The 25164-nt window shown below is 59.5% G+C and carries 23 protein-coding genes and 1 pseudogene; 12 read left to right on the top strand and 12 right to left on the bottom strand.

From position 1 onward, the window contains the following. Positions 1–1018: 1018 nt before the first annotated feature. Positions 1019–1309, bottom strand: coding sequence for a hypothetical protein (locus tag F758_RS0134215; protein WP_157450288.1), 291 nt, complete (start codon positions 1307–1309; stop codon positions 1019–1021). A gap of 894 nt (positions 1310–2203) precedes the next feature. On the opposite strand from F758_RS0134215, the gene F758_RS0134200 reads away from it, so the two are divergent. From F758_RS0134200 to F758_RS51110, 3 genes are all read left to right on the top strand, one after another. Next, the gene (locus F758_RS0134200; protein ID WP_024512085.1) at positions 2204–2566 is read left to right on the top strand and encodes a PRC-barrel domain-containing protein; all 363 of its coding nucleotides are present in this window, start codon (positions 2204–2206) and stop codon (positions 2564–2566) included. A 268-nt stretch (positions 2567–2834) separates the two neighbouring features. After that, positions 2835–3083: a hypothetical protein gene (locus F758_RS0134190; protein ID WP_035724106.1), complete on the top strand. Its 249-nt coding sequence runs from the start codon at positions 2835–2837 to the stop codon at positions 3081–3083. Positions 3084–3510: 427 nt separating this feature from the next. Beyond that, positions 3511–3711, top strand: coding sequence for a hypothetical protein (locus F758_RS51110; protein ID WP_198026632.1), 201 nt, complete (start codon positions 3511–3513; stop codon positions 3709–3711). A 600-nt stretch (positions 3712–4311) separates the two neighbouring features. Here F758_RS51110 and F758_RS50110 read toward each other — a convergent pair. Further along, positions 4312–4482: a hypothetical protein gene (locus tag F758_RS50110; protein ID WP_157450287.1), complete on the bottom strand. Its 171-nt coding sequence runs from the start codon at positions 4480–4482 to the stop codon at positions 4312–4314. Positions 4483–5036: 554 nt separating this feature from the next. Between F758_RS50110 and F758_RS0134160 the strand changes: the two genes are divergently transcribed. Next, the gene (locus F758_RS0134160) at positions 5037–5288 is read left to right on the top strand and encodes a hypothetical protein (RefSeq protein WP_024512081.1); all 252 of its coding nucleotides are present in this window, start codon (positions 5037–5039) and stop codon (positions 5286–5288) included. Between the two features lie 160 nt (positions 5289–5448). Next, on the top strand, positions 5449–5640 hold the full coding sequence (locus F758_RS0134155) for a hypothetical protein (protein WP_024512080.1): 192 nt from the start codon (positions 5449–5451) through the stop codon (positions 5638–5640). 385 nt (positions 5641–6025) lie between these two features. Here the strand turns inward: F758_RS0134155 and F758_RS50105 are convergent, their stop codons facing one another. Continuing rightward, positions 6026–6190: a hypothetical protein gene (locus F758_RS50105; RefSeq protein ID WP_157450286.1), complete on the bottom strand. Its 165-nt coding sequence runs from the start codon at positions 6188–6190 to the stop codon at positions 6026–6028. A gap of 547 nt (positions 6191–6737) precedes the next feature. Here F758_RS50105 and F758_RS0134145 point away from each other — a divergent pair. Further along, entirely contained in the window at positions 6738–7010 is a 273-nt protein-coding gene (locus F758_RS0134145; protein ID WP_024512079.1) for a hypothetical protein, read from the top strand. A gap of 632 nt (positions 7011–7642) precedes the next feature. On the opposite strand, the gene F758_RS0134140 is transcribed toward F758_RS0134145, so the two are convergent. Further along, a complete protein-coding gene (locus F758_RS0134140; protein WP_024512078.1) occupies positions 7643–7846 on the bottom strand; it encodes a DUF2934 domain-containing protein in 204 nt (67 codons plus the stop codon). A gap of 167 nt (positions 7847–8013) precedes the next feature. On the opposite strand from F758_RS0134140, the pseudogene F758_RS52235 reads away from it, so the two are divergent. Beyond that, a pseudogene (locus F758_RS52235) lies at positions 8014–8392 on the top strand (hypothetical protein). A 230-nt stretch (positions 8393–8622) separates the two neighbouring features. Here the strand turns inward: F758_RS52235 and F758_RS51105 are convergent. Beyond that, a complete protein-coding gene (locus F758_RS51105; RefSeq protein ID WP_024512077.1) occupies positions 8623–9126 on the bottom strand; it encodes a hypothetical protein in 504 nt (167 codons plus the stop codon). A 368-nt stretch (positions 9127–9494) separates the two neighbouring features. On the opposite strand from F758_RS51105, the gene F758_RS51100 reads away from it, so the two are divergent. Further along, entirely contained in the window at positions 9495–10115 is a 621-nt protein-coding gene (locus tag F758_RS51100) for a hypothetical protein (protein WP_198026631.1), read from the top strand. A gap of 2611 nt (positions 10116–12726) precedes the next feature. Beyond that, the gene (locus F758_RS0134110) at positions 12727–13089 is read left to right on the top strand and encodes a cache domain-containing protein (protein ID WP_245286670.1); all 363 of its coding nucleotides are present in this window, start codon (positions 12727–12729) and stop codon (positions 13087–13089) included. Positions 13090–13794: 705 nt separating this feature from the next. Here the strand turns inward: F758_RS0134110 and F758_RS45190 are convergent. After that, positions 13795–15255 (bottom strand): OpgC domain-containing protein, encoded by a 1461-nt coding sequence (locus tag F758_RS45190; RefSeq protein WP_245286669.1) that lies wholly within the window; start codon positions 15253–15255, stop codon positions 13795–13797. Positions 15256–15282: 27 nt separating this feature from the next. Beyond that, the gene (locus tag F758_RS52865) at positions 15283–15405 is read right to left on the bottom strand and encodes a hypothetical protein (protein ID WP_283805892.1); all 123 of its coding nucleotides are present in this window, start codon (positions 15403–15405) and stop codon (positions 15283–15285) included. A gap of 565 nt (positions 15406–15970) precedes the next feature. Here F758_RS52865 and F758_RS0134090 point away from each other — a divergent pair. After that, entirely contained in the window at positions 15971–16633 is a 663-nt protein-coding gene (locus F758_RS0134090) for a response regulator (RefSeq protein ID WP_024512070.1), read from the top strand. A gap of 19 nt (positions 16634–16652) precedes the next feature. On the opposite strand, the gene F758_RS0134085 is transcribed toward F758_RS0134090, so the two are convergent. Further along, positions 16653–18749 carry an MASE1 domain-containing protein gene (locus F758_RS0134085; protein ID WP_084305866.1) on the bottom strand — a complete coding sequence of 699 codons (2097 nt, stop codon included), beginning with the start codon at positions 18747–18749 and terminating at the stop codon, positions 16653–16655. Between the two features lie 714 nt (positions 18750–19463). On the opposite strand from F758_RS0134085, the gene F758_RS0134075 reads away from it, so the two are divergent. Then, on the top strand, positions 19464–19799 hold the full coding sequence (locus F758_RS0134075; protein ID WP_024512068.1) for a hypothetical protein: 336 nt from the start codon (positions 19464–19466) through the stop codon (positions 19797–19799). Between the two features lie 471 nt (positions 19800–20270). Then, the gene (locus F758_RS0134070) at positions 20271–20510 is read left to right on the top strand and encodes a hypothetical protein (RefSeq protein WP_024512067.1); all 240 of its coding nucleotides are present in this window, start codon (positions 20271–20273) and stop codon (positions 20508–20510) included. Positions 20511–20607: 97 nt separating this feature from the next. On the opposite strand, the gene F758_RS0134065 is transcribed toward F758_RS0134070, so the two are convergent. From F758_RS0134065 to F758_RS51095, 4 genes are all read right to left on the bottom strand, one after another. Then, positions 20608–21198, bottom strand: a complete 591-nt coding sequence (locus tag F758_RS0134065) for a DsrE family protein (protein WP_024512066.1) — start codon at positions 21196–21198, stop codon at positions 20608–20610. 37 nt (positions 21199–21235) lie between these two features. Continuing rightward, entirely contained in the window at positions 21236–21868 is a 633-nt protein-coding gene (locus F758_RS0134060) for a hypothetical protein (protein WP_024512065.1), read from the bottom strand. Further along, the gene (locus F758_RS0134055) at positions 21865–22908 is read right to left on the bottom strand and encodes a TAXI family TRAP transporter solute-binding subunit (protein ID WP_024512064.1); all 1044 of its coding nucleotides are present in this window, start codon (positions 22906–22908) and stop codon (positions 21865–21867) included. The genes F758_RS0134060 and F758_RS0134055 overlap by 4 nt, the downstream gene beginning before the upstream one ends. Positions 22909–22971: 63 nt before the next feature. Next, positions 22972–25164 (bottom strand): coiled-coil domain-containing protein (locus F758_RS51095; RefSeq protein ID WP_024512063.1); only part of this gene is annotated, 2193 nt, incomplete at its 5' end.

Below are 25164 nucleotides of genomic sequence, written 5' to 3'. Positions count from 1 at the left end.
CCCAATTCGTTGCGATTTCGTTGCGGCGTTCTCCTTAAAGCAGGAGGGCTGGAGTGGGTGGCCCGTTGGTGTTGTGGCGAAACGTCCGGTTCTGGAAGGCAGAACGCACTAGCCGTAATCCACTGCCGGCCTGTGCATCCGGCGCAAGCACCGTGAACGCGCAGGCAATCAGTAAGTATTCGACGCGCACTTTGGCGTCAGGCATCCTCAAGCGTATCAGAGGCTGCTTTGACGCGTCTCTCAAATTCGGCTTAAAGAATAACACGAATCTTCTCCGCATCTTCCTGCGCAGCCTTCAGTGCATCTGCTATCGCGGTCAGTCGTTCCCAATAGCCATTCCACAAATCCGACCCGACGATTTCAGCCATTTGTCCGGGTGCTATGACGGGCTTCTCAGTTTCCTCAGCGAACGCTATTAGTCGCGCATCCGTTCCTGGAGCGTTCCACGTTCCGAATGGGGCTCGTAGCGCGACGAAGAGCTGCGGCTTCTAATGCTCGCTTACTCACGGCGAGGCTCGTTGTGTTTGGCTGCTGGACTCCTGATACGTCCCTTCCCGCCACAGACCTTGCACGGGGGCGGATAGATTCTGCGACCAGGCCGGGCTGGCTGTATCACGGGCGGAAATCCGGTGCCATTGCAGGCGTGGCATTTTACTTCAAGAGCAACGCGCCTTTTCTTCTTCATGGAGGGAATCCGTTCTAAGTGCGACGAGAACGTCGCAATTTTGCGCTATTACGCCTCTTGCGCTGTGCGGCGGCTTCAGCCTTTCTGACGCACTCACGCAATTCCAATAGCTCGCGATATTCTGCTTCAAGCGGGTCCGGATAAGTCTGCGCGCTTGGCGTTCGAGAATTGGTGCCACGACGGGATGGGTCGCCAGTCATGAGAACAACGCCTGCTTTGAGGCAAGGACGACAGCGGCAAAAGAAAGCTGAACGACGCTGTTGTCGTTGCGAACTCGACTAAAATGCCGAGCAAGCTATCCGCTCGCCGCAATGGCGCAAGGAAAGTCGCGCGTTAAGCTTGATACCTGTGCCAAAGGTTAAATCTGGAACGCTCTTCGGCGGCTCGATAGGCGATAACGGCTGGCGGATCCGATCGCCGGCCGGCCACGAGCTCCGCGTCCGGCGCGACGCCGCCAACCAGATCGCCCAGCTGCCGAACTGCGAATATGGACAGCCTTCGCATGGCGCGGTGATCCGGCCCCTGACGTTGGTGGCCGCGCGCGGCGGCGAACAGGACGCTGATGCGCATCGGCGCCTGATGCCGGCTGTCGCCCACGGCGCGCAACAACGCCAGAAGAAGCATCGGAGGCCCAGCGAGATCCTCAACCATTCAGCGTCAGGCGAAGGCGGCGAGCAATCTTGCTGCGCTGCAAAGACGTGCCCGTGCGCCGGATCAGGTCTATGGCTTCCCACCAACGGATCTGAATGCACTTATGAAGCCGCTAGCGTTTGAAGCCGCTAGCCTTGCCGGTGATCGTAACCACTGATGAGGAGCACTGTGTTTGGATCCGCGCACCGTGGCATGAGGCGCTTCAACGGCCTTATCAGGTGCCCAAGATCGCCGCGAAGGAAGGCGAAGGTCACCGCGTAGAGCATCGCAATTTGGCGGCACGTCCGCTGTTGGAAGCGACACTCACCTAGCTCGCACACCGCAGTCCCGGAAGTAACCCGAGTCTGTAAGGCGTGGGCGGATCAAAATTCGACGCAAGCGGGTGCCAATTCAGCTTGCCGACCCCCTCGAGCAAGCCGTCCATATCGCGGATGCCGGTATCGTCCAGCTCTTGCGGTTGTCGTCCTCACGATCGCAGTCATCCGCTTCAAAGTCGTGGCCGAACCCCTCCCGGCTGATCTGCTGGGAGCAGGATTTTTTCCGGATCGGTCATTCGATCGAAGCTGCCGAGCGATTGCTCGCTGTCACTACCGCCCTCAAATGGCAGCTGTCGTCGTCCTCGAGCTCGGTCATTTCGGATGGCTCTCAAGAAGGCCGGCGTTGAATGAGAATGCCAGCGGCGGAGCTGTGCGGCTGGCCAGGCGAGGGAAGCAACCGAAACAACCAGACCCCCTCTAGTTCTCGGTTTTTACCAACGGTTGTGAGCACTTTGTAACTCAGGGACGCGACATTAAAGCCATCGCGGCTGCGGAACGCCGACAGGCCAGATCGGGTTGAATGGAGTAGTTCAATTTAGAGGAGGTTTTGATGGCAATGGAAGAGCGGGAAACAGTAAACCTGATCGGCAGCGACAAGGTCGAAGGGACTGCCGTGTACGGCGCCGACAATCAGAAGATCGGCTCCATTGAGCGAGTGATGATCGACAAGATCAGCGGCAAGGTCTCTTATGCCGTATTGAACTTCGGCGGGTTCTTTGGCCTCGGAGGAGACCACTATCCACTGCCTTGGCAATCTTTGAAGTACGACACCAGTCTCGGCGGCTACGTTACCGGGCTGACTGAGAGCCAACTTCAGGGAGCTCCCAAGTATAGCAACGACAGCGACTGGAATTGGTCAGATCCCGCAAGAGCACGCGCCGTCGATGACTACTATGGTGTTCCATTGGTGTAAGATCCAGCGGCCTCGGCATCCAATGCCCGGGCCGCTTCGTTTCCAATTGCAATGGGCAAGATTGACGCAGCGCAGTGCCGCCGCGAGGCAGAGGAATGTCGCCAACAGGCACAGAAGGCGATCAATCCCATTGATCGGGAGACTTGGTTAAGGCTCGCCAACGAATGGGATCAGTTGGCGCATCAAGGGAAGAGCGGACGACCTGATCAGGACAGGAACTAGCATTCCAGGCGCAGGGTTGGTGCACGGGCAGCTACGGGAGGATTCGATGATGACGACGGATGCCGCTGACATGACGGAAGCCTCGGGTCTCACGAACGACACCGCACGCATCGAGCACGCCTCGGAAGCGATCAGGGGTATGACTCACGAAATCAAGGACAACTCCCTCCCGCCGCACTCCGAACGGGCCCCGCAGCGCTTCTCCGATCGCTTGCGCCAAATGACGATTGAAGCTCCGCTCCAGTCGCTAGCGGTCGCGTTCTTGCTGGGCGTGCTGGTAGCGCGAAGGCGGTGATTGGTCGCCACCTCGTAGGAACTCGCGCTCGGCCACATACCCCGGCGGGGAGTTAGAACCTGCGGGACCGCCCCTGCGGTTACACAAGCCCATCCGGAGCCACACTAACTCTTCGGTTCGCAGGTAGAGGGAAGGTGCTGTCCTAATTAGGACACTCGCTCGCATAATTTAGGACACATCGATTCGCGACAACGTGCGCGTTTGGTGAGCCATTGGGGAACTCGGCTCGCCGATAAGGGGTGGCATGGTGGATAACGTAGAGCGATCATTCGCCGCTGCGGCGGCGATGAGTTTTGTTGTGCTGGTAGTCGGGATTGTGCTGCTCGCGATAGCTTAGATGCTATGGGCTGCGCGGCGAGGCAATGGCACCATCTCGCGGCAACAAAGCGATGGAGCACCCCACGGCGAAGCAGAACGATCTGAGCAGATGCAAGACGCGACAGTGATCGCCGTGATCGAAATAGGCCAGTCGAGTTGGCTGGTGGCCAGTATTGTGCCGGGACTTGAACGCAATCCGTTGAAGAAGCTCAGGCCGGACCCCGATGCGCTGCTGCAGCTTCAGCATCGTTGGCAGAAGGAAGCGGTGCAGGCTGGACGCGCGATCAAAACGGATCGTCGTCGCCTATGAAGCCGGCCGCGATGGCTTCTGGTTAGCACGCTGGCTGCGCGCGAGAGCGATCGAGGCCTACGTGATCCACCCGTCGAGCGCCCCGGTGTCGCGCGAGCAACCGGCGGGCGAAGAAAGATCGGCTCGACGCTGAGCTGCTCAAACGTTCCTTTCTCGGCTGGCTGCGCCGCGAACCGAAGCATTGCAGCATGGCGGCGATCCCCACCCTCGCGGACGAGGATGCGAAGCGGCCAGGCCGCGAGCGCCAGAGCTTGGTCGGGGAACGCACCCGCCCGGACACGGCCCGATCAGAACGCCCGGCGGATTAGTCCGTTTTGCGGGCGATTTTTCATGTCCGCGGCTAGAAACGAGAGCACGGGACCAAAGCCCCGCGACCTGTTCTGTCACCGGTCCAGCCGCCGAACACCTGAGCGATTGGCACGGCCGTTGCTCAAATCCGGTTGCTGGGGATTTCAGCGTCCCAGTTTGAGACAGGCGCCGCCGGGACAGCACATTTCGAGCCCGGCGGCGTATTTTTTTGGGATCGTCAGCGGCCCAACCAGCGGCCATGGCTCGCCAGCCGCTGCCGGTTGCGCTTCCCATATGATCGGCGCCGCCGCTTCACGCATCGGTCTTCGTGATGGTTGCCGTATTGAACCTTCGTGCTCTGCGCTCGTTGCTCATCCGCTGCGGTCCCTTGAGAGCGCCACCGATCAGCCAATCAAAGTTGACGCGGTATTTATCGAGGAAGTTGGCGAACTCCTCGGTGGGACACAGCTTGATCTCGGGCAACTCCGATAGCGGTATCTGCCACTCAGTGGGCTAGGCAATGTAGCGGGCGGCGGATGCTTTTGGACCTACTCGCGCCGCCCGCCCATAAGCGCCCGTGAGCGGTTTTCCGGCGCGCCGCCAAGCGGCACCAAGGCTGTCGCGGCGCCGACGTCAGGCCGGATTGGCAGGATACGCAAGCACGCATGAAAAAGGCCGCCAACTGAGGCGGCCTTACTCGTTGTGCGGGAGATCCGGTGATATCAGCCACTCGGCTAAATTGGTAATTTCCTTATGTGGGCCTTTCCTGAGCAGACTGTCTCGCTTGTGCCCCGGTGGAAAGGATTTGGCTTCATCGCGCAACTGCTGTGCTTTCAGGTCTAGCCGAGCCTTTAGCGAAGCTTTTTGAATGAACCGCTGCCGCGTCATAACACAATTCCATTGATGGAAACTGGTCCATGATTGACTCCGTTCACAGCGCATTGGTTCAAAGGTACAAAGATATTGGCGCTTGATCGGATTAGCATTTTCGCCGCTGGCGCCTATATCTCAACCATAATTGATGAGTATTCCTATCCATGTCCTGGTTTATCGAATTCGACGAGCCGATCGAGCTCGGCAAAGGCAAGCCGCTGTGCACGCTGCGTGATGCTGCCAACTATATCACCGCGCTGCCCCGAGCCGTTGCAGAGCTTGAACATTGGCAGACTGCAATTGCGTGCCTCATCGCCGCGGCCGAGAAGCGCGGAATCGTGATGAGGGCGCGGATCGCGATGATGCAGGCGCCGCAGGCTGGAAAGCCACAACCAGCGCCGCCGCCGCGATCCTGATGCCCGCGAAGAGCGGCGGCGCGTGTTCCATGGCGACGTGCGGGTCGACTCGATCGGCGGCCGCCCGGCGGGCCAGTGGACGCGGATCAATGGAGCTGGGCCGTTTCGCATAGTCCAGCTTGATCAAGATGCGTTCCAATCACAATGAGCGGGGAGCGAAATGGCTGAAAGAATCGATGTCGAGGTTACCGGTAAATCGCAGTTCGAAGTCGCCTACGAGATGGCGAAATTCATTCTCATCAATATGGAAGGTCGGCAGGTGAAAAGCATAAAGCGGCAAGAGCTCCTGCATTTAGTAGCTGACTGCGTCGAGGCCTTGCGCGGCATCAGGGTCAAGGAGATCATCAGCTAGCCGCCTGCAGTCGCCGCGGAAGAAGCCCGCGAAGAAATACCGGATCGTCGACTGATCACGAACACGTCAGGTGCACCGCTGACTACTTGCCGCCTTGCATCCGTCAGCAATGCGCCCGAATCATCGTCGCAATTAACGGTCCGTCAGATGCCGCGCTGGTCTCTGGCTAACCGCTCCACCGCTACCCACGGCCCCCAGCCCCAGCGGTGGAGCGGGAAGCTGCCATCATGGAAAGATCGCCCGGCACGAATTTTGCGGGTGCCTGTAAACCGCGTGGCCCAGTCATTGTCGCCGGCCTCCTATCAATTGCGATTTCGATGAGTAGCGTGGTCGAACGGCGTCTAGCGATCTTGAAGAAATTCGTGGGCCAAAACATTGGCGCCCCTCAGCTTTCTGATTGTTCGCGTCGGTCCCGCAGCCAGCGCCGAACCCTGGACGAAAGTGAGCCATCGAACGGCAGCAGGTTGGACGCGGCAACTGTGGAAAGCTTGTCCGCGATTTTCAGGAGCGTCAATCGCCAGCCGAGAATGGCTAGCTCATCGAAGACCATTCGAAACGCGCGCGGGGTCCCGATTGTTGGATGAGCCGTTGTATCGCCCAAGCGGGATCGAAATCTCGATCGGTAACTCTCGTCGAGATTAGTTGGGAAGATGGTTTCCCCCACCGCCCGATATAGTTCGCTTTTGAGCGGTCAATTGCAATCTAAGGTTTTCGCGCCCTGCCAGTGGCGGCCACGCGCGGCCGCGGCGCCGCTCGCGCACTCTCAAGCGGAGCCAACATTTCGTGTACAAGCTGCAACGCATAAGGCCGCAGAAAGGCCCTGAGCGCGCCCAAATTGGTTGAGGTCTCGTTAAGAACTGAGGGGCAGGCTTCTCGCCACGGGAACGCAGCGCTGCCCAACTAGCCCCCCTGCCCCGGGCAGCGCGAGCGATGGCCGGCGGCGTGAGGTCCGCCGGCCATTCCCTCGTGTCGCGTGAAGTCAGACTGCGGTAAGGGCAACCTATGACGGCAGCCGAAATGCCCCGCTTTCTCATCAGGGCAGGAAGCGCAAACCAATTGTGATGATCGGGGATTGCGTTCGAGGTGGTCCAGCTGTAGTGCGCAATCGCAAGCTCGTTGGCTTGTCTCGCGAAGTTGCAGAGCGAGCCCTTGCAGACTCGCTCGCCGCTAAGCCTGTACCAAATTCGCCGTGGCTCAATGCGCCGCCCAATTGGCAAATCCTATGCGGCGCGCAAATCGATTACAGCAACGAGCGTGAGGCCAACACCGTCGCCCGAACGTTGATCGGAAAGAGCACGAACGTAGTCGTCCGGATATTTTCCGACGGCCAAGTGCTGCGCGAAATGGAGGCCCACGACCTGCGCGCTTGACTCTCGGAGTAGCGTTCCCCCTTGGCGGAGACTAAAGTTCTAGCCGCTTGCGAAGCCGCTGGAACGCGGCGCATTGTGGTGCATAGGCGCCAAACACCCGAGACAGGCTTTACGGTACTATCGCTACCTCGAAGTCCGCTGCCTGGGCTGCTATGGAAGCCCCTAAGAGCAATCGTTATGGAAGCGACTGATCTCGTCGGCTGATCGCGCGCCACGTTGCGGCAACTGCTGAAAGTGCGACCCGGAGCACGATCACTAGGAGCGTGATCTGGAGCCAGATCATGCCACCTATCTCTCGAAAGACGAATTCGATGCGCGGTTCCCAGGGGGCGGGGATTGCGTCGCCAATGTCCTCAATGCCGCGTTGAAGCAGGCGCTGTGCGCTGTGTGCCAGTCAGGATTAGGACCCACGCTAGGATCACCGTGAACGTGCGAAACGAGTGCGCCTTCACATGATAGCGCCAGCTAGGCTGACGATTGGCGTCGCGAAAAGCCATCGGTTTGTGCAGCAGGGCAAAAATGCCAGTCGCTAACCGAACGAGGCAACGCGATCACAAGTTCCCCTACCAGTAAATCGAAGGGCAAGCGGATTGAACCACATGAGGTTCTGTCGCCAGTGCCGAGCTATGTCCTCAGGCCGCCCGCTTCTTCGTTCGAGGTGCCTTCGCCTTCTTCGGCTTAGCGGGCGCCGCTTCGCTACCAAGGTTGCCGAGGGAGGCTTGCAGTATCTCGCGCTGGGCTGAGAGCCAGTGAACCTCGGCGTTGCCATCGGTACAGCCGCTTTCGATCCAAAGCTGATAGGCACGCTCGCGGATGGACTGTTCCAGATTGCTCATTTCAACATCCCCTCGTTTACCCGGCCCGATCAAGGCTCCGATGATGGCCGCAAATCGCTTAACGGTTGATTAACTAAGCGGGTCGGCGCAGACATCGTAGCGGTTCGGCGGCTCTCTACAATCGGTAGCGCCTTGCCGCCGTGCTCCGTTCGCCCATCATGACCCGCATAGGGACAAAATCACGCGATAGGCTCTAACGTTCGTCGTCGGCATGGCGGCCGAACGGGCCACTGCGGCCCGCCGAGAGGCCGACAAGACGCCTGTGATGCTTGGAACAAGCGGATGCTCGCCTTCGAAGGCCCGCGCAGCCGTCCCCTACGGTCGGCGATGCACTCAACGCTGGCTACGGCTACCTTGAGGTTCGCTGTCTTGGCTGCGATATCGATCAGACAGTGGCGCTTGACGACGTTCGCCGGCCAAAGACGACGGAGCGCTATATGCGCTCTAAAGACTGCTCAGAGGGACGCCGATATCCCTACAAAGGGCAGCCACTTGATTGCGCTTCGGCCTAACAAGATTTCGGGAAGGGATCCGTCATCGACCTGATGGCCGGGGGAACGGTGATTGGGTTTTCGGGAAAGAGACAAATGAGGCGTGTACTCTATCCAACATTTGCGATCCAACGTTTGCGCTGGCGGCGGTATTCGCGATCCCTGTGACGGCACAAAATGATCAGGCCGAGCAATACAACCGAGGAAGCGGCGATTGCAACCGCCATCCCGGTGCGACAGAGGACGAGCGCGCACTACGGTTGGAGATTGAAAGGCTGTTCGATGTCAGGAAGTATACCCGACTTTGGCTTGCTTCATGAAGCGTTTGACCAAGCGCTTCCGCCCAATCAGCCTCCTGATTTCGCCCAGCAGCTTCGCTTTCTCAAGCACAACGAGATCGCCGCAGCCCTCGCACGGAAATTCCGGTTCGTCGTGAAGCCATGGTGTCGCTTTCTGATGCTCAAGATCGGAACCAGCACTGAAAGGATTCACGTCAGCAGCGCCGTAAATTGCCAGCGGGCCGCCCGACAGCGCGCAATGAGGACAGTAGCGGTCAGCGGCTTCGCTGAGTTGCCGTCCAAACTCTTTCCGAAGGGCTTCTCCTTCCCATGTCGTGCCATCACTCTTGATGAGCTTTCTTGCGCGCGCGATAGCATGGCTTTCCGCGGCGTCGTCGCCGAGACGGATCGTCACCTCCAAATGGAAGGGGCATACCGCTATGGCGTGGGTCGTTTCGAGCGCGTAGTGCACGGCGGAGCTCAGATCATCGGCGTAGCTGTTTACGGACATGTCGGCCTCCTCAGACCGAACGGGGCTTGGAGTACCTAGGAGCCCGCGCCCCGTAACCTCAACGGCCTTCGACAGACACGTTGTTCGGCTACGCTGCTTTACTAGCGCGACACGCCGAACGTATTCTTGACGTAGCGCAAAGGAACTCCAAATTGCGCGCTCAAGCACGCGGCTGAATTCTCGCAAAAGGCGTGCCCGGTCTGCGGCAAGCCGATGAAGGCTGTTCCGTCCTCGCCGGAGCCGGTTGCGATCTGATGAAATCTCCCAGCGTTCGCGGCTGGATCAACGGCCCGCTGAGGCCACCTGAGAAATAGTAGCAGAACATTACCTGAGTCATGGTGCTACGGCCGCCAGACCGATGCTGCGCCGTGATCAGGATCACGGTCCGCTGCCCCGCTACCGGCGAATACGTTCAGCACTGGATCGATGGAGACCCGGCAGGGCTCGACTGCTTTGTCGCGGTGAACTGTCCGACTTGCGGCAAGATCCATTTCATCAATCGGATCACGCACAAACTGTTGGGCCACGAAAACGAGCGCTCAAATCTCGCGGCTGTTGCTGCTATCCGTCAGCCTTTTGAAATTACTATTCGATCACCGCGGCAGCCGTTGGCCGATTTGAACGCTCCAGATCGTGATGCGCCGCGCTGGACAAGGAAGACAAAGCGGCCGAGCCATAAACAACTTGCGGCGGCTTTAGGCGTATGGTGGCACGTCAACCAGCGTGCCGATCAACCGCAACAAGGCTTGGTGCTCGGGTCCTTTCACCTCGCTCCGCAAGAACTCGCCCAGCTCAATGTGCGACAATCGACCACCGGAAGGCGCATTTGGCTGATGGATGATGAACGCATTGCCGGTGGTCGGCTCGCGCCCAAGGAACCAAGCATCACCGTTTGGGCTACGATACAGTTCTCGTCTCTCGGGCATCGGAAGCTCCTGATCTGTAGCAGGTATATAGGAACGGAACGCTCGCGCGAGTTGGCGCCGTAGGTTTAGCGGACGAGCACAAACATGGCCTCAGCCCTCTGTGCGCAAGCACGAGGATCCAGCAGTGACGCTGTCCCCTTCAGGGCGAAAGCGGCCTCGGTTCCCGCGTTCGCGTTCCAGGTCCAAGCTGTGTGAACATTTAATCACGAGGGCGTCGTTGCTAATCACGAGGGGCGTTGTTGCGTGGAACCGTCGTTCGCCGTTCAAGGACGACGCATTGTCGCAGATAGCCAAAGGCTTCATGCCGCTGTTCCACAAGCGCTCGCGACAGATAGCCAAAAGCGACGCGTCTCGATCTCCATTTCAGGGCGTGCACTTGACGGCGCTGCTCAGAGTTGCAGCTTAGAAAAAGTGTGGGAAGGCGTGCCATGTTGGTTCACGGCTTCACCGGAACGAACGCCCCATGCGCAACCGGATAGACATTGATCACGCTCACGCGTGGGCAATCTGCCGAGAAGTGGGCCTAAGAGAAGAACTCGAGCTAGCCGCAAGTCTGAGAAAGCAGATCAACCGGCCCCGCGAATTGACCGCACGGTATCGGGAGAAGCGACGGGGTCAACCCGTGCCGATTGCGGGGTGTTCCGACCAGTTCCGCGGAACGCCTCCGCGTCTGAGTCGTTCAGCTGGGTAGTCGGTGCGCAATTCGCCGACGAGGAGCACACCCCAGCGCCAGCGAAGACATCATCCCCTGCGGCGTTGTGGCTGCTCCTTCTGAGCTGGAGCGATACTAATGATCTCCTTTATCTCCCGAAAGGGAGGGAGGTTGTTTTTTGGCGGCGGGGCTTAGCACAAGCGGCACGCTCCCCACGATAGGCAGCAGCCCGCGCAAGCCGCGCAACCCCAGCAGCCCGCGCAACCCACACAGGCAACGAAACCCAAACCAACGAACCCGCAGCCACCGCAACCTCTGCAACCACCGCAGCCTCGGCATCCACCGCAGCCTCGGCATCCACCGCAGCCTCGGCATCCACCGCAGCCTCCACATCCACCGCATCCTCGGGCGACCTGCACGCCACTGCCAACGTTCTCCCTATCGAAGAGATGGAACGTCGCGAGACTGACGTCGGCCATTTCCTCTTCGCCGAGAACGAAGCGATGATTGAGCGCGGTATTGTCCGATCGCGGTACATCAGCAATGGGCACCGTAGATGCAGATGCGCTCCCCATCAGCGAAAGACCCAGTCCGGCGGCACCCAGTGCCCTCGCGCTGGCGGCTTTGGTTGTGCGCTTCTGCTTCGAAGTTTGCTTCACTCTTGGCATGGTCGCATCTCCATACCTGCAAGAAAGTGTCTTCATACTTCAGCAACCAAGTTCTACGCTGGCCGCATGCACGGCGCAAGGTACACGCCGGTTCTCATCGCGAGCAATCGGCTTACGAGATCAGGCATGAACGCCTCGATCCTCTCGCGCGTCGCGTTGTCGATCCATTCGATTTGGTCAACAGAGGCGATCTGCTCGTGCAGCTCGCGATGTAGTCCGCCGTCATGCTCGCGCCATCGGGCGGAGCGGTGTTCGCTTTGGCTTGATGCGCTTCATGGCCGTCAACCGAACTTTTCAAGAGATCGTTCTGGTAAGAGCGCGTTGAACGTCAGCTATTCTCGCAGCAGCGGCCGAAAAGCCGAGTTTAAGGAAGGTCAGAGTCGGGCACACTTTCAGACATTCGCCTTGCAAATGCTGTTACTAACGCTTGCGTCGCTCATCCGTCCGTTCGCTAAAGATAGGCAAGCCGTTTTGACGCATTAGCCGCCCGTTTGCTTTGAACCTTCAGTTGGCCATCCCGACTCACGTCTAGGACAACGACCGGAACAATGGGAGCATACGTCTCAGATCCACATTGCACAATCGGGAGGAAATGCCATGAGATCTAGTTACAGGCTCGCAATGGTATTGCTCGCAGGCGTCGCAATTGGAGCTATCGCGGTCGAGGGCCTCCATGCTCAAGGAGCTAAGCTGAAGGCTTACTCTGTGGCCGAGATCGAAATCCTCGATGCTTCGGCCCAAGCCGCATACCTGCCTGCTGCCCGGAAGGCGATAGAAGCAGCCCATGGTCGCGCCTTGCGCACCGCGGCAGGAAGGGTTGTCCAGATCGAGGGGGGGGCCAGCCCCCAAGAACGTCGGGATCGTCGAATGGGATAGCTTGGATGAGGCTGTGGCATTCTACAAGTCGAAAGCTTGGACGGACCTTACGCCCGAGCGTGATAAGGCGGTCAAGTCCGTACGGAGGTACGTCGTCGAAGTCGAAAAGTAGCCGCGTCCATCCCACCGCGGCGTGCGGTGCCGGCCAAAGCGCGGCCGTGCATCGGGGCTCCATCGCCCTGAGCGCGGCAGACTGATGTAGTTTTTTCGGAGCGAGCTGCCAACGAAACGTGCCGACGTTCCTTGAATAAGCGGCAGCGTTGGTGCCGTCGCCACCAGGCGCGACAGCACTGTGAAACTCAATTTTCTCTTTCAGCAGCGAGGCAATGCGTCCGCGAACCACTTGCGGCGCTCAACCCAACAACGGAGAGGACCAATGATCCGAACGCTCATGATTAGTGCGGTATCGGCGACGGCTCTCGTGCTCTCAGCCACCGCGTTCGCGCAGCAAGGGGGCACGGCCCAGGAGGCTCGGGCCATGCTCGACAAGGCGGTCGCCGCTGTAAAGGCGGACGAGACCCTGGCCCTAATAATGTTCACCAAGGGAGAGGGCGGCTTTAAGGACCGCGACCTCTATCCATTCTGCTTCAGAGTAGCGGACCGAAAGGCCCTCGCCACGCCACTGGCTGTCCATGCTGGCACGGACGTCACGACCCTCAAGGACGCCACCGGTAAGATATATGGCCAGGAACTGTACGCTGCGGCGCAGAAGCCGGAAGGTCAAATCACCGAGGTCAGCTACGAGTTCCCTAGGCCGGGCACCACCACGCCGCCCGTTCCGAAGGTGAGCTTCGTCACCAGGGTCGGCGATCTGGGCTGCGGTGTCGGTTATTACAAATAGGCCCCAACAATCTCGCGGGGTGATAATGTCGCCGTTTGCCGACAATGACCCCGCTTGGCCTCGGCTCGGCGGGTTTTTCTATCGACGTCACCGTCCTCATCGAGACCGTCACCATTAACCAATCCTAATATGAAGGCCTGGCTTGCGGCGCAGGGCGCCGCCGTGCTTCCCAGCTCGCGGATTTCATAGCAGCAGGAACCGAAATGCGGGCCAAAAATAGTCAGGTGCAAGGCGGACTGACGCCGGCCAATGACGGCTTCGGGTCCCGAGCCGTAATACTCGCGGTCAGCAAATCACGTCAGCTCTGTCTTCGGAAGGAGACCTGAGCGCAGCCCGCCAATATCGACGCGATGGGCACACAACCGGAATTGCGATGATCGGCAGGTACTGGCGCAAAGCTCCCGTTAGAAAGTTCAGCCTCTGCCACGCACAAATCCTAAAACGACAGGGAGCGAATGGGATGTGCTGTATGCCATCCGTCCGTGCGCCACGCCCAAACGATTGGGCGCGATTTTGACGTCAGTTATCATGGGCGCGCGGACCGGCCGAGTTGGAAAACGGCATATGTCGGACCTGAGGAATGACGCCCCTGAGCAGCTCGACGTGTTGCCGAAAATTTCCGGGTCCGACTCGTAGGAGAATCCTATGATATCCACGCCACGCGAAAGGCTCATCATGAGCCCCTTCTGGACAGGTTCTCAAAAGCTATATTCCGACTGGAACCGTCGCTGTCTTATCCTTGGCCCCCATGGCTGCAGGCTTCGGCGACGCCCATCCACCTTGAGCCTGACCAAATTCGTCTAGCAGGTCGGGCAGCTGGCTCGGCTTGCCCCTCCGCAAACCGGAAAGTGGTGACGAGGTTCTGGCCGCCGGTCCATCCGAATTCGCGTGGCACTCGGCGAAACGACTCCAGGAACGCCAGCCGACGACGCCCCAGCCTTCTCGCTCGGCGCGCACACTCATAGGCACTGCGAAGGTCAGCTGCTGACTCGGTTTGATCTTGATCAAGTTCAGCAGTGTCGCCGCCACGATCATCATCAGGACGCCAGCAACGCTGAGCGCGATCTGCATCGCCAGCCCTTCCGAGACATCGAGCAGCGCCAGGACGCTGGCGAGCGTAAGCAGGACCCCGAGGCAGTAGATCGGCAAGGAGTTCTTGCCACAGAGAATCGCACCGCGCATCACCGTCGCCGTCAGCCCTCGCCGATTGGGAGGCACGAGCCATACCGCCAAAACCGCAAGGGCCAAAAAATGCAGCAGCCGCAATGGGTCGAGATTTGATTTATCCATGGGATAAAACAGGTTCAGCAGCGCCTGTGGGACTATTCCGTCCAACAGTGTGATCCTCCAGCTCAATGCGATGATCAGGCTGAACACCAGATAGAGAACGGCAGGCACAAGCGCCAGGCGTGACGTCACCCATGGCCGCACTCTCTCGCCTTCGATCATCCACCACGCGCCAAGTACAACGAGCAGCTGCCAGGCTAGGGGATTGAAGGCCCAGTGGCCGCTCGGCCACGCCGGTACCGTCCAGCCGAATACATGCACCAGGGCATAAAGCGCCAGCGAGGCGCCGAGCATCACGTTCGGCCCTCGCAGCAGCAGCCACAGCAACGGCGCGAATAAGAGATGAAGAAGCACGAAGATCGGCAATACGTCGGTATTTACCGGACAGTATTGCAGGATTGCCGCGTGCACGAGCGCCGCGCCTGGCTGGTCGAACAGAATACGGGTATTGCTCTCGTCAGCAAGACGGTCCCCGCCTGCGAGGTAAACCAATATCGCACAGGAGAGCGTGAGCAGCAGAAATGCGGCGTAAATATCCCAGCTTCGCCGCAGCGTCCGCCTGATCACGCCGGTCCAGCCGTCGCAGCGCCACACCTTGCCGTAGGCCAGTGCGCAGGTCACACCCGAGACGAACATGAACACTTCCGCGGCATCGCTGAAGCCGTAGTTCCGCAGCGTCAACCAACTTCCGATGTTGTTGGGAACATGGTCGAGAAAGATGCACCAGAGCGCGATCCCGCGGCAGGCATCAATTCGCAGATCGCGGCTGGAACCTTTCAGCTCCGGCAGCGCGCTTACAAATGGCCTCGGGGTGGCAGTTCGATCATGCATCTGGTTGCCCCGTCCGGCGTGCGAGCAGTCTTCAAGAGGAACGATCAAGAGGGACGCAAGCCGAACTCTCTACGGCTATGAAAAGCACGCGATAACCGCGAGAGCAAAATCGGCGCTGAAATCCGGTGCAAGCGTGATGAGAAGCCCGCCAGCGGTAGCAGCGCCGACAATAGCTGCAGCAATTTTTGGCATCATCATTTTTGCAATCCCCTAACCTGTTGGGAAAGGCAATGCCGAGAAAAAATCCGCGGAATCACAACAACGCCGCCGTTTAGAGCTAATTCACGCCGAACGCGGCCATGACCGCAATTGCGACAACGATCGTAAGGTGGCGCTTGGCAGAAGCTCTTAGCGCTGACGCTGTTCGTGGAGGAGCATCGTTCAACCGGCACGGCTTGTAAATCAGCCCGAAGTCCACACTGAGAGATCCCTTGGTCCTATGATCAAGGTACCGCACAGCTCTCGGGTTCAATCTGACGCTCAGGCCACGTTATAGGCATGTCACCATTGCGCATAGGCCAAGTGGGAGGCCGACTCGCACGGACCCTCGTGGTCCGCGCTCGCCTTTCTCGCTGTTGTACTGTGTGGACACAACGCCCTTCGGCTCCCATCTTGAGTGCCCGACAGTCCACCTGCTCGGGTCAGGGATGGCGGATGGGCGGTTCGGGAGCCAATCCTCGGCCACCTTCGTGTCGCCAAAGACCCGAAGGCGGGTGTATGATTTCTAAATTGGATCTCCGTGCAGGATGACGGAGAGCTTTTCATGAAGGTCCTGGTTGTCGACGATCACGCATTGATTCGCGAGGCCTTGCACTCTGTTCTGAAGCGACTGAACCGAGAAGCAGTCATCTTTGAAGCTTCGAACAGCCATCAGGCAATGTGCATCGTCGAGGAACATCCGGACATCAGCCTCATTCTGCTTGATATCAATTTGCCCGATCGAGATGGCTTTTCTGTTCTCCGCGAACTGCGCGAGCGCCATGCGACCATTGCTGTCGTCATCCTCTCGTCATCGGATGATCAAGACACAGTCAAGCGCGCTTTCAAGCTTGGCGCTCTGGGTTTCATCCCGAAAACTACCGAACGTGAGGTTATACTTAACGCTATCAAGTTGGTGTTCTCCGGCGGCGTTTACATTCCCTCACAAATGTTGGAGGAAACGAGGAGTCCTCGGCTTACAGATAAGCCAGCGGCGCGCGACTCTCTCAGGGGTATCGGGTTGACCGATCGGCAGATTGAGGTGCTTGCGCTCCTGATGAAGGGAAGAAGCAACAAGGTCATTGCCAAGACGCTCAATATGGCAGTACCGACAGTGAAGAACCACATCACGGTCGTTCTCAAGGCGCTCGGGGTAACGAGCCGTACCGAGGCGATAATAAAGGTAGGAAAAATGGGCTGGGAGTTGCCGCCAAAACCTGACTCATAAGATTGCTCCGGCGTCTCTCCTATCCTCCATGATCCCTAAAGAGTTCGTGCATAACAGCGCGGAGCCGCATTGGATCAACAGGCTTGTGCAGCAAAATGTATCCTCTCTCGTTAGCGTCACGTAATGGTTCAGCTGACGTATCGCCGCTGATCAGAATAGCTGGAATTGAGGAACCAAACGCCGCATTGATTTGTTCAATTGCGCGGATTCCGGTCTTTCCGCTCGCAAGATGATAGTCCGAGATTATAAGATCGGGGCGTTGTTGGCGCTGAGCAACTCGCATAAGTGCAGCTTCGTCGGATCCGGTGCTAAGGACGGAGTATCCCCATTTGCCGAGCAAGCCGCCCGTTCCCTCCTGCACAATTTGAGCATCGGCAATAACAAGAACTACCTTGCCTTCGACCGCAAAAGCGCCTGGGAGAGGTGAGACAACGGGCGCTGTGGACGTGACGCCCTCGTCGACTATCGGAACCAGGATCGCGAACCGCGAACCTCGGCCCACGGTCGAAGTTAAGTCGATTTGATGGTTGAGAAGTAGGCGAAGCCTGTCGACAATGGCCAGGCCAAGTCCCAGGCCGCCGTGCCGGTTCCGTTCGGGGGCAGGAACTTGGAAGAACTCGCCGAAGATATTCTGCTTCTGATTGTCAGGAATGCCGGGGCCTGTATCCCATACTTCGATACGCAACATTTCACCGCGCCGACGACATCCCACGATGATCCCGCCCCGCAACGTATAGCGCACAGCATTGGATACCAGGTTGAGCAGTATACGTTCGAGCAGCATAGCGTCGCTCCGCACCCAGGCGTCACTTCGCCTGACGTGTAGACGCAGTCCTTTTTTTCGCGTTGCCTGATCAAACGTGGTCTCTATTTTTTGCAACAGGCGCGCGATCGGGAATTCGGCAATTCTGGGGGTAAGAATCCCAGCATCAAGCTTTGAGATATCCAGGAGCGAATTGAACATTTCATCCATTTCTTTGCGCGTCGCATCTATCTGCTCGATCGTCTTTGTCCTTTCCCTCGATTTGAGCGGCGTGCGCAGCTGTGCAACGAACAAGCCTAGTGCATGTAGCGGCTGCCGCAAATCATGGCTTGCCATAGCAAGGAAGCGCGATTTTGCTGCGTTGGCGAGCTCCAGTTCTTGCGTGCGCTCTGCTACCTTCCGCTCGAGTTCGACCTGCGCGCGGCGCAGACTTTCCTCCGCTTTCTTGCGTATCTCGACATCGGCGCTCAGCAATAAGCTTGGAACGGTAATACTGATCAAGAACATCAACACAAGCAGGAATGAAGCGTTGAGATCCGCGGTCGTGAAAGGGCCGCCACCTGCGAGGGTCCCCCAGATCGTGATGCCCGCAAGCATCAGCGCAACGGTTGCGGTGTCGCGTGGACCGAGGCGCAGCGCGGCCCACAACATTGGCAAGATCGCAAGGAAACCCAGTGGATCTCGGCTCGGGGTTTGTTCCACCAGGGGACTGAAAGCAATGAGTCCGACAGCCGCTGCGGTAGCGAGGACGCCGACCGTCTCCAGAAATCCATTGCGGTTGAAAGCAGGATAGTGGCTTGATCCCCAAAGCACAATGACAGGGGCAATAACCAGCGCGCCGGTCACATCTCCCAGCCACCATGTGACCCAGGCGTCCGCAAAATTCGTTTGTTTGATGTACCCGGCCGCTGCCAGGCTGCTCAGCCCAATGCTCGCGCTGATGGGGGTGGCGATCACGACGCAAATCAGAGCAAACTTTGCAACGGAATTTGGCGTTGAAAATGTGTTACAGCCGCCCGACCAGCGATTGATGAGATAAGCGCCAACAACCGCTTCAAGAGAGTTGCCGGTTGCAATCGCAATTGCGGTGGCAACCGAGCCGGCTGTCGTCGCATTCGCGATCATTGCTGCCGCGAAAATTGCGGGCCAAATCCGATATCCCCACAACAGGACCCCCGCCAGCGCGACACCCGTCGGCGGCCAAATTGGCGTTGCGCTGGGATGAATAGAGGCCAGGGCAAGGCCGCCTTTTGCCGAGGCGAGATAGATCGCTCCAATTGCGACCAGACCCCCGGCATAGCTAATGGTTCGGCAGAGACTTACCTCCGGAATCAAAAATCGTGGGTCGGACATCGTCAACACTTGGACTAGGCAATATGGTCGTCCCCCATGACTGACTTTTTGATCTCTTGATAAAGGTCAATGATCGTTACTCCGCCACAGAGGCTTATGTGATTAGATGTGCTTCGCGAACAAACGAGCCTTTGCGATCGGACGCGTGCCGGGCCGGAACTTCGATGAGCGATGGTGGACCGCACCAGCAGCACGGCGATTACCGCAGACCGCGCTGAAAGATGTCAGGGTGGGGCTGACTAATACGTTGAGGACCGCGCCAGCTCGGTTCCAAAAAATTTCTCAAGTCATACAAGAGACGACCTGCTCGAAAACAAAGCATGAGCCGGTGAATAGCAAATTCAATTCACGACTTTGTAAGCGCAAGTGCGGTTAGCACAACCATCACTCCGCGCTTCTCAACGACACAAGCTCCGCGCTTCGGCACTACCCATTTTCGATCTTATTTAGTTACCTTTCATTCCCCCGCCGGCTATCATTTGACGTAGCAAATCGTGTCAGTTCGCATGAAACGAGGGGTAAGAAAATCGGCTTGTGACTCCGGTCGCGACAGCGACGCGGCAACTATTGCGTCCGCTGCTACGACGAGAGCTGGGCGAGGTATTTAGCCGCAATTCTATTAGGGCCTTAGCGCGGCTTATCGGAGCGGCAGCTCTTGCTGCAAACCGAACTGCCGCAGTAGGGGCGACCTCGTTGCGCGACAGCCGCGCTACCATGCGTGACTACAATGTGCCGGACGAGGTGCAGCAGTACATGGGGGCGGTCCTTGCCACATCGACGCTGGCGGCAAGATTTGCGGAGCTTCAGGACAATCATCTCAAGATAGGTCTTCAACCGGCGACCTGGTCAATTCGCCAGCTTTTTGGCGCAAAGCGGACCAACTCAGCACAGACAACTTCAGCAACGGCTCATGAGCGTCTATTTGGCCGCGCTTTCGCCGAGTCCGGTTTGCTCCCGGGAGCCAACGCTACCCAGCGAGCTGCCATGATGGGGTATGCTATGGGTCACCCAAAAGGCTTGAAGATCGCGCTCGCCCGCTGTTTAACTTAACGCCTCGCCCAAGCGCGTCTTGCGAACGATCTAATTATGCTGCGCGGAGGATCCGATTTGAGGACTCGGCCTGATGTATCCCGGCTAAGACGTCTCACACTGTCTCATCCGACTCGGCTGACCCTACAGAGACACCGCGCCGAATCGGCCATGCGGTGCGCCGAGCCAGCTCCGGCACATCTGTCAATGACAAGGCGATTGGCGTTTCCCTGCCTCGGGATCCTCAGTGTCTGGAATGGGACAGTAGTCATGAGACGCCCGAAGCGGTGAGAAACTCTAAGGGCCGCCAATATACTTTTTACGCGCGACGAGTTCGTCAGCTAGCAGCTGAACATGCCGTCGCGCTAGGATTGAATTTTTTGGCGACCCTGAACTGCGCCGGCAGAGCAAACCCACCGCGGTCACCTTTGTGGATTTCGGAGCATGGATGGTTAGCTGGCAGATATCCGGCTCCTCTGCACAACCCTATAATTGCTCGTCTCTTCACACACAACGCCAAAAGCTACGGCCGAAGGCTACGATGCCGAAGGCTACGGTGCCGAAGGCGTAGGCGAGCGCAATGATATCATTAAGTGGCTGCACAAGAGCTGGAAGGATGGCACGACACGCGCACCAATCATCTGGGCGCTCGAAGCCAAAGCCCATGGCGCACCCATCATAAGCCGTCTGATCGCGCGCGGGCTCATGGCGCAGAATATTGCCAGGGGTTGATCGCGCTCGTCGAGATGATTGCACGGCGAGTTTGACCGCCTCGTCCGTCAAAGCGATGGCGCGGCGATGATCGCGGCGAACTCGTAGCCTCGCTCGCTCATGGTTTAACGTAAGTCCAACCCTGCTCTTCCAGCTCCATGACGCGGACGACACCGGACTTGACCACTTGCGCCTGTGGAATGATCGGTATGTCCTTGTTCTCCGCCTTGTGCATGTTCTCCTGGGTGTTGCCACAGGCTTTGAACGAGACCTCGGGCGTGCTGAGCGCCATCGTCTCGATCCGAGCCTTCACCGGCGAGGTGTCGTCGCGCAGCATGTGCAGGCCAGGCCCGAACGCGATCACCTCGATTTTCACCTTCTCGCCGAACTCCCTGTAGTGTTGCGTCACGTTGGTCGCGTTATTAAGCGCGAGGTTCATCGCCGCCGGATCGTTGGTATTCACCTGCAGGATCAGACGGTGCAACTTGGGTTTCTGTTCAGAAGGCTTGTCGAGGCGCGCAAAGGCCAACCGGTTCCGCCTGTGCGCGGTTGTGTGCGGCTTCGCAGATATGTGCGGCTTATCCGTGACGGTTGGTGGGCTCATTGCCGGTGTCCAATAATGGTACTGCGCCACGGATGACGACATCGCCAGCAGGAGCGCGGTGGCGCCGATCGTCGCTGCCTTCGCAATATGCCCGAACATGCTCATGATCCGTTTCCTGTCGAAGAAAGTCTTCCACTGAGCGTCAGTTATTCGGCTTCGCGATGGCGTGCGGCCATTTGCATGGCGCGGCAATCTTGGCGCGCACCGTCTCCAGCCCAAACAGAGGGAAAATTCCGTCCTGAGCGGCTCCCACGCGGGGCGAGAGGTGCACAGCGAATTCGCCATCGCGCGGAAGCGATTGTATCATGGCAACCGCATCGACCTTGAGCGAGACTCCGGCGCCAAATGCCGGCACGGCAGCGGCGATCTGCGCAGGCGGACCGCCATTGATGCGATAGAAAACGGCATAATCATCGCCACGACCCGAGACGGCAGGCCCTGCGACCGCAAGTTCAGTGCGCCCTCCGCGGCAACGAATTGAGAGCTGCATCGCGCTCCCGCCTGGAACCTCGCGCGATGGTATTGTCGCGGTGGCGATCGGCGTGAAATCCACGGGCGACATTGTCTGGCTGATGATCCAGCGGTCCTCCTTGGGTGTCGGAGCGGCCCGAGGGGCGATGGCACGCGACAGACTGTCCAGGCATTCCAGCCGGTCCGCGCCTTCCATCAGCGAGCAGGCGCGAAGCCGTGCCATCGGATCGTCGAGCCCCTGTGCCAGCGCAATCCCGCCCACCGCTGCGAATGCAGCCGAGACGGAGACGACGGCGCGTTTCATTGCGAGGCCTGCGTTGCGTGCGCGTGGACATCGAGCCAGGCCTGCGCGGCGGGGAAGCGCGCAAGACCTGGAACCGTCGCAGCAAGATTGATCGACTTCCATTTCGGATCGAAACCCGGCGCCTGCAGCTCATCGATCCGCGAGAAAAGATGGTCGACAAAACGCGCGACGCGCTCGAAGCGGTTCGTATTCGCCGGCCAATTGAAGGCAACCAGCGCGGTCGGTACGGCAATCGTCGCCACGCGCTCGCCCTCCTTGATCAGAGCGGGGTAATCGGTCGCGTCGAGCGACGCCGGAAGATAGTAATCCTCAAGCCTGCTCTCGTAGGGGACGGCCAAAAACTTGAAGCCCGGGTCCCAATGCCTGCGCACGAACGCATCGACCGGCTTCGACGTAATGAACACGACCGCTGCCATTTCGCCCTTGCGCATCTGCTCCAGCGCGACCTGGTGCGGGATAAAGGTCTGCTGCACATCAAGGCCGAGCCGGCTGAAGATCAACGGCCCCGAATAGGCTGCAGCGGTGCCCTGAGTGTTGAAATTCACTTTCTTGCCGGTGAGATCGTTCAAACTCTGGATCTCCGGCCGGACGAAAACATGCAGCTCAGAGGGAAATAGATTGAGCACGTAGGCCAGCCGCCGCTGGATATCCGGCACCTGGCTTTTGTATTCGTCGAGCACGTCGGCATTGATGATCGCCGCGTCGATGCCGCGCAGATAGAGCAGTGAATTCACATTTTCCGTGGGGCCACGTGTCACGATCGGCAGCACATGCAGATTGTCTCCGTCATCGACCACGCGGGACATCTCTGCGGCAAGACGGATAGGCGCGCCCTCGATGAGACCTCCGGCAAGACCGACTGTCCAGGCGTTCATCGCCACTTGCGGCGTCGGCTGCGGCGCTTGATGCCGCATCAGGTGGACGTGCTGCGTCCAGGGCTTTTTGGTCTTCGCCTCCACCCAGGACGGATGAAGGAGGAGCAGCAACGAAGCGAATGCCGCGAGCAAGAGCGGCGGCCGTAATCTAGGAAACCTGTTCATCATCAACTCCAATCCGGGCGAGTTTCCTTCGCGATCCCGCGATGCGGCTATCCGGCCTGGCACCTAACGACGCAGCGCGTCGAGCCGTTGTTTCGCCTCCCCGATTCCGCCGGCTTGAGCTTTCGCGTACAGATCCCGTGCCTTGGCTGTGTCGCCGCGCGTCCCATATGCGCCCCATTTGCGAAGAACGAGAGGGTCATACGTCTCCGCGAGCGTAAAGCTCGCCAGAGCACTGCCCGTCTCGGCAGCGCGCTCGAGCACAAGTCGCGCCGAGCCGATATCGCCCTGACCGAGCAGCACGCTCGCGCGCGCCACCAGGCTTGCGACCTCCGCAGCCCCCTCAGGATTGGGCTGGACATTGCCGCGAGCCGCTGCGACGGTTGCATCGTTCGCAGCAGCTGGCTTGGTCGCTTCCGGCCCACCTTGCGCAGCCTGACTGGCGGTTGCGACCCTAGATGCCGTGGGCCCATCTTTCGTCCTACGCTCGGACGCAAGCTCCCGCTCAAGCTGCGCTGCCCTGTCGCGCGCCTTCTGCAAGGATTTGCCCAGCTCCATCGCGCCGCTCTTGGCCGCCTGCTTCAGCTCGGCAACTTCGGCACTCGCCTTGGCCGCGAGCGCCGCCTGCGTCTCGACATTGCGGCGGGCCGCCGCAAGATCCTGCTCCAGCCGAACTGCCCGCTTCCCTTCCTGTTGCAGGGACTTTTTCAGCTTCGCCGCGTCGCTTTCCGCGCGCTGCTTGGCCTCGATAGCGTCGTCGTTTGCCTTGGCCGCCAGCCTCGACTGCCTCTCGACATCACGCCGCGCAGCCGCGAGAGCCTGCTGCAGCCGTGCTTCGCGCTCCCACTCCTGCACCAGCGCCGTTCGCAGCTCCGCCGCGCTGTCCTGCTTGAAGCCTGTCACCTGATCGCCGGCCTTACGCGCTTGAGCCTCGTACGCGTAGATCGCGGTGTGCACCATCGAGAGGTCCTGCGCCAGCGCCTCCGCTCTGTCGTGCTCCTTCTGCAGGGACTGTTTCAACTCCGCGGAGTCATTCTTCACGACCTGCTTCAACCGGGTGGCATCCTCGTGCGCCTCGGCCGCTCGCGCCGTCTGCGTCTCGACATCGCGCCGCGACGCCGCAAGATCCTGCTCGAGCCGCACTGCCCGCTGCTGCTCCTGTTGCAGGGATTTTTTCAGCTTCGCCGCGTCGCTTTCCCCGGCCTGCTTGGGGTCGGTCGACTGCTCGCTGGCCCTACGAGTCTGAGCCTCGCACGCATATATTTGGGTACGCGCCGTCGAGAGGTCCCGCGCCAGCGCCTCGGTCTTGTCGTGCTCCTTCTGCAGCAATTTTCTCAACTCAGCTGGACCATTTTCCGCGGCCTGCCTCAGCTGGCTGACCTCGTCGTTAGCTTTGGTGGCCAGCGCCGCCTGTGTCTCGATATCGCGCCGGGCCGCCGCAAGATCTTGCTCCAGCCGCACTGCCCGCTCCTGCTCCTGTTGCAAGGAATTTTTCAGCTCCGCCGCGTCGCTTTCCGCGGCCTGCTTGAGCTGAGCGGCATCGTCGTTCGCCTTCGCCGCCAACGCCGTTTGTGTCGCGACATCGCCCCGCGACGCCGCAAGATCCTGCTCCAGCCGCGCTGCCCTGTCGCGCTCCCGCTGCAAGGATTTGCGCAGCTCCGCAGCGTCCCCCTCGGCCGCCTGCTCGCTGGCCTTAGTCTGGGCCTCGTACGCATATATTTGGGTACGCGCCATCGAGAGATCCTGCGCCAGCGTCTCGGCCCTGTCGTGCTCCTTCTGCAGCGATTGTCTCAACTCCGCTGGGCCACTTTCCGCGGCCTGCCTCAGCTGGCTGACCTCGTCGTTAGCTTTGGTAGCCAGCGCCGCCTGGGTCTCGACATCGCGCCGGGCCGCCGCAAGATCTTGCTCCAGTCGCACTGCCCGCCCCTGCTCCTGTTGCAGGGATTTTTTCAGCTTCGCCGCGTCGCTTTCCGCGGCCTGCTTGAGCTGAGCGGCATCGTCGTTCGCCTTCGCCAACGCCGTCTGTGTCTCGATTTCGCGCCGGGCCACCGCAAGATCTTCCTCCAGCCGCGCTGCCCGCTCCTGCTCCTGTTGCAGGGACTTGTTCAGCTTCGCCGCGTCGCCTTCCGCGGCCTGCTTGAGCTGAGCCGCATCGTCGTTCGCCTTCGTGGCTAACGCCGCCTGTGTCTCGATGTCGCGCCGAGCCGCCGCAAGATCTTCCTCCAGCCGCGCTGCCCGCTCCTGCTCCTGTTGCAGGGA

The organism is Bradyrhizobium sp. ARR65, assembly GCF_000472385.1.
Taxonomy (GTDB): Bacteria; Pseudomonadota; Alphaproteobacteria; order Rhizobiales; family Xanthobacteraceae; genus Bradyrhizobium.
This window is presented reverse-complemented; position numbering and strand designations above follow the sequence as displayed.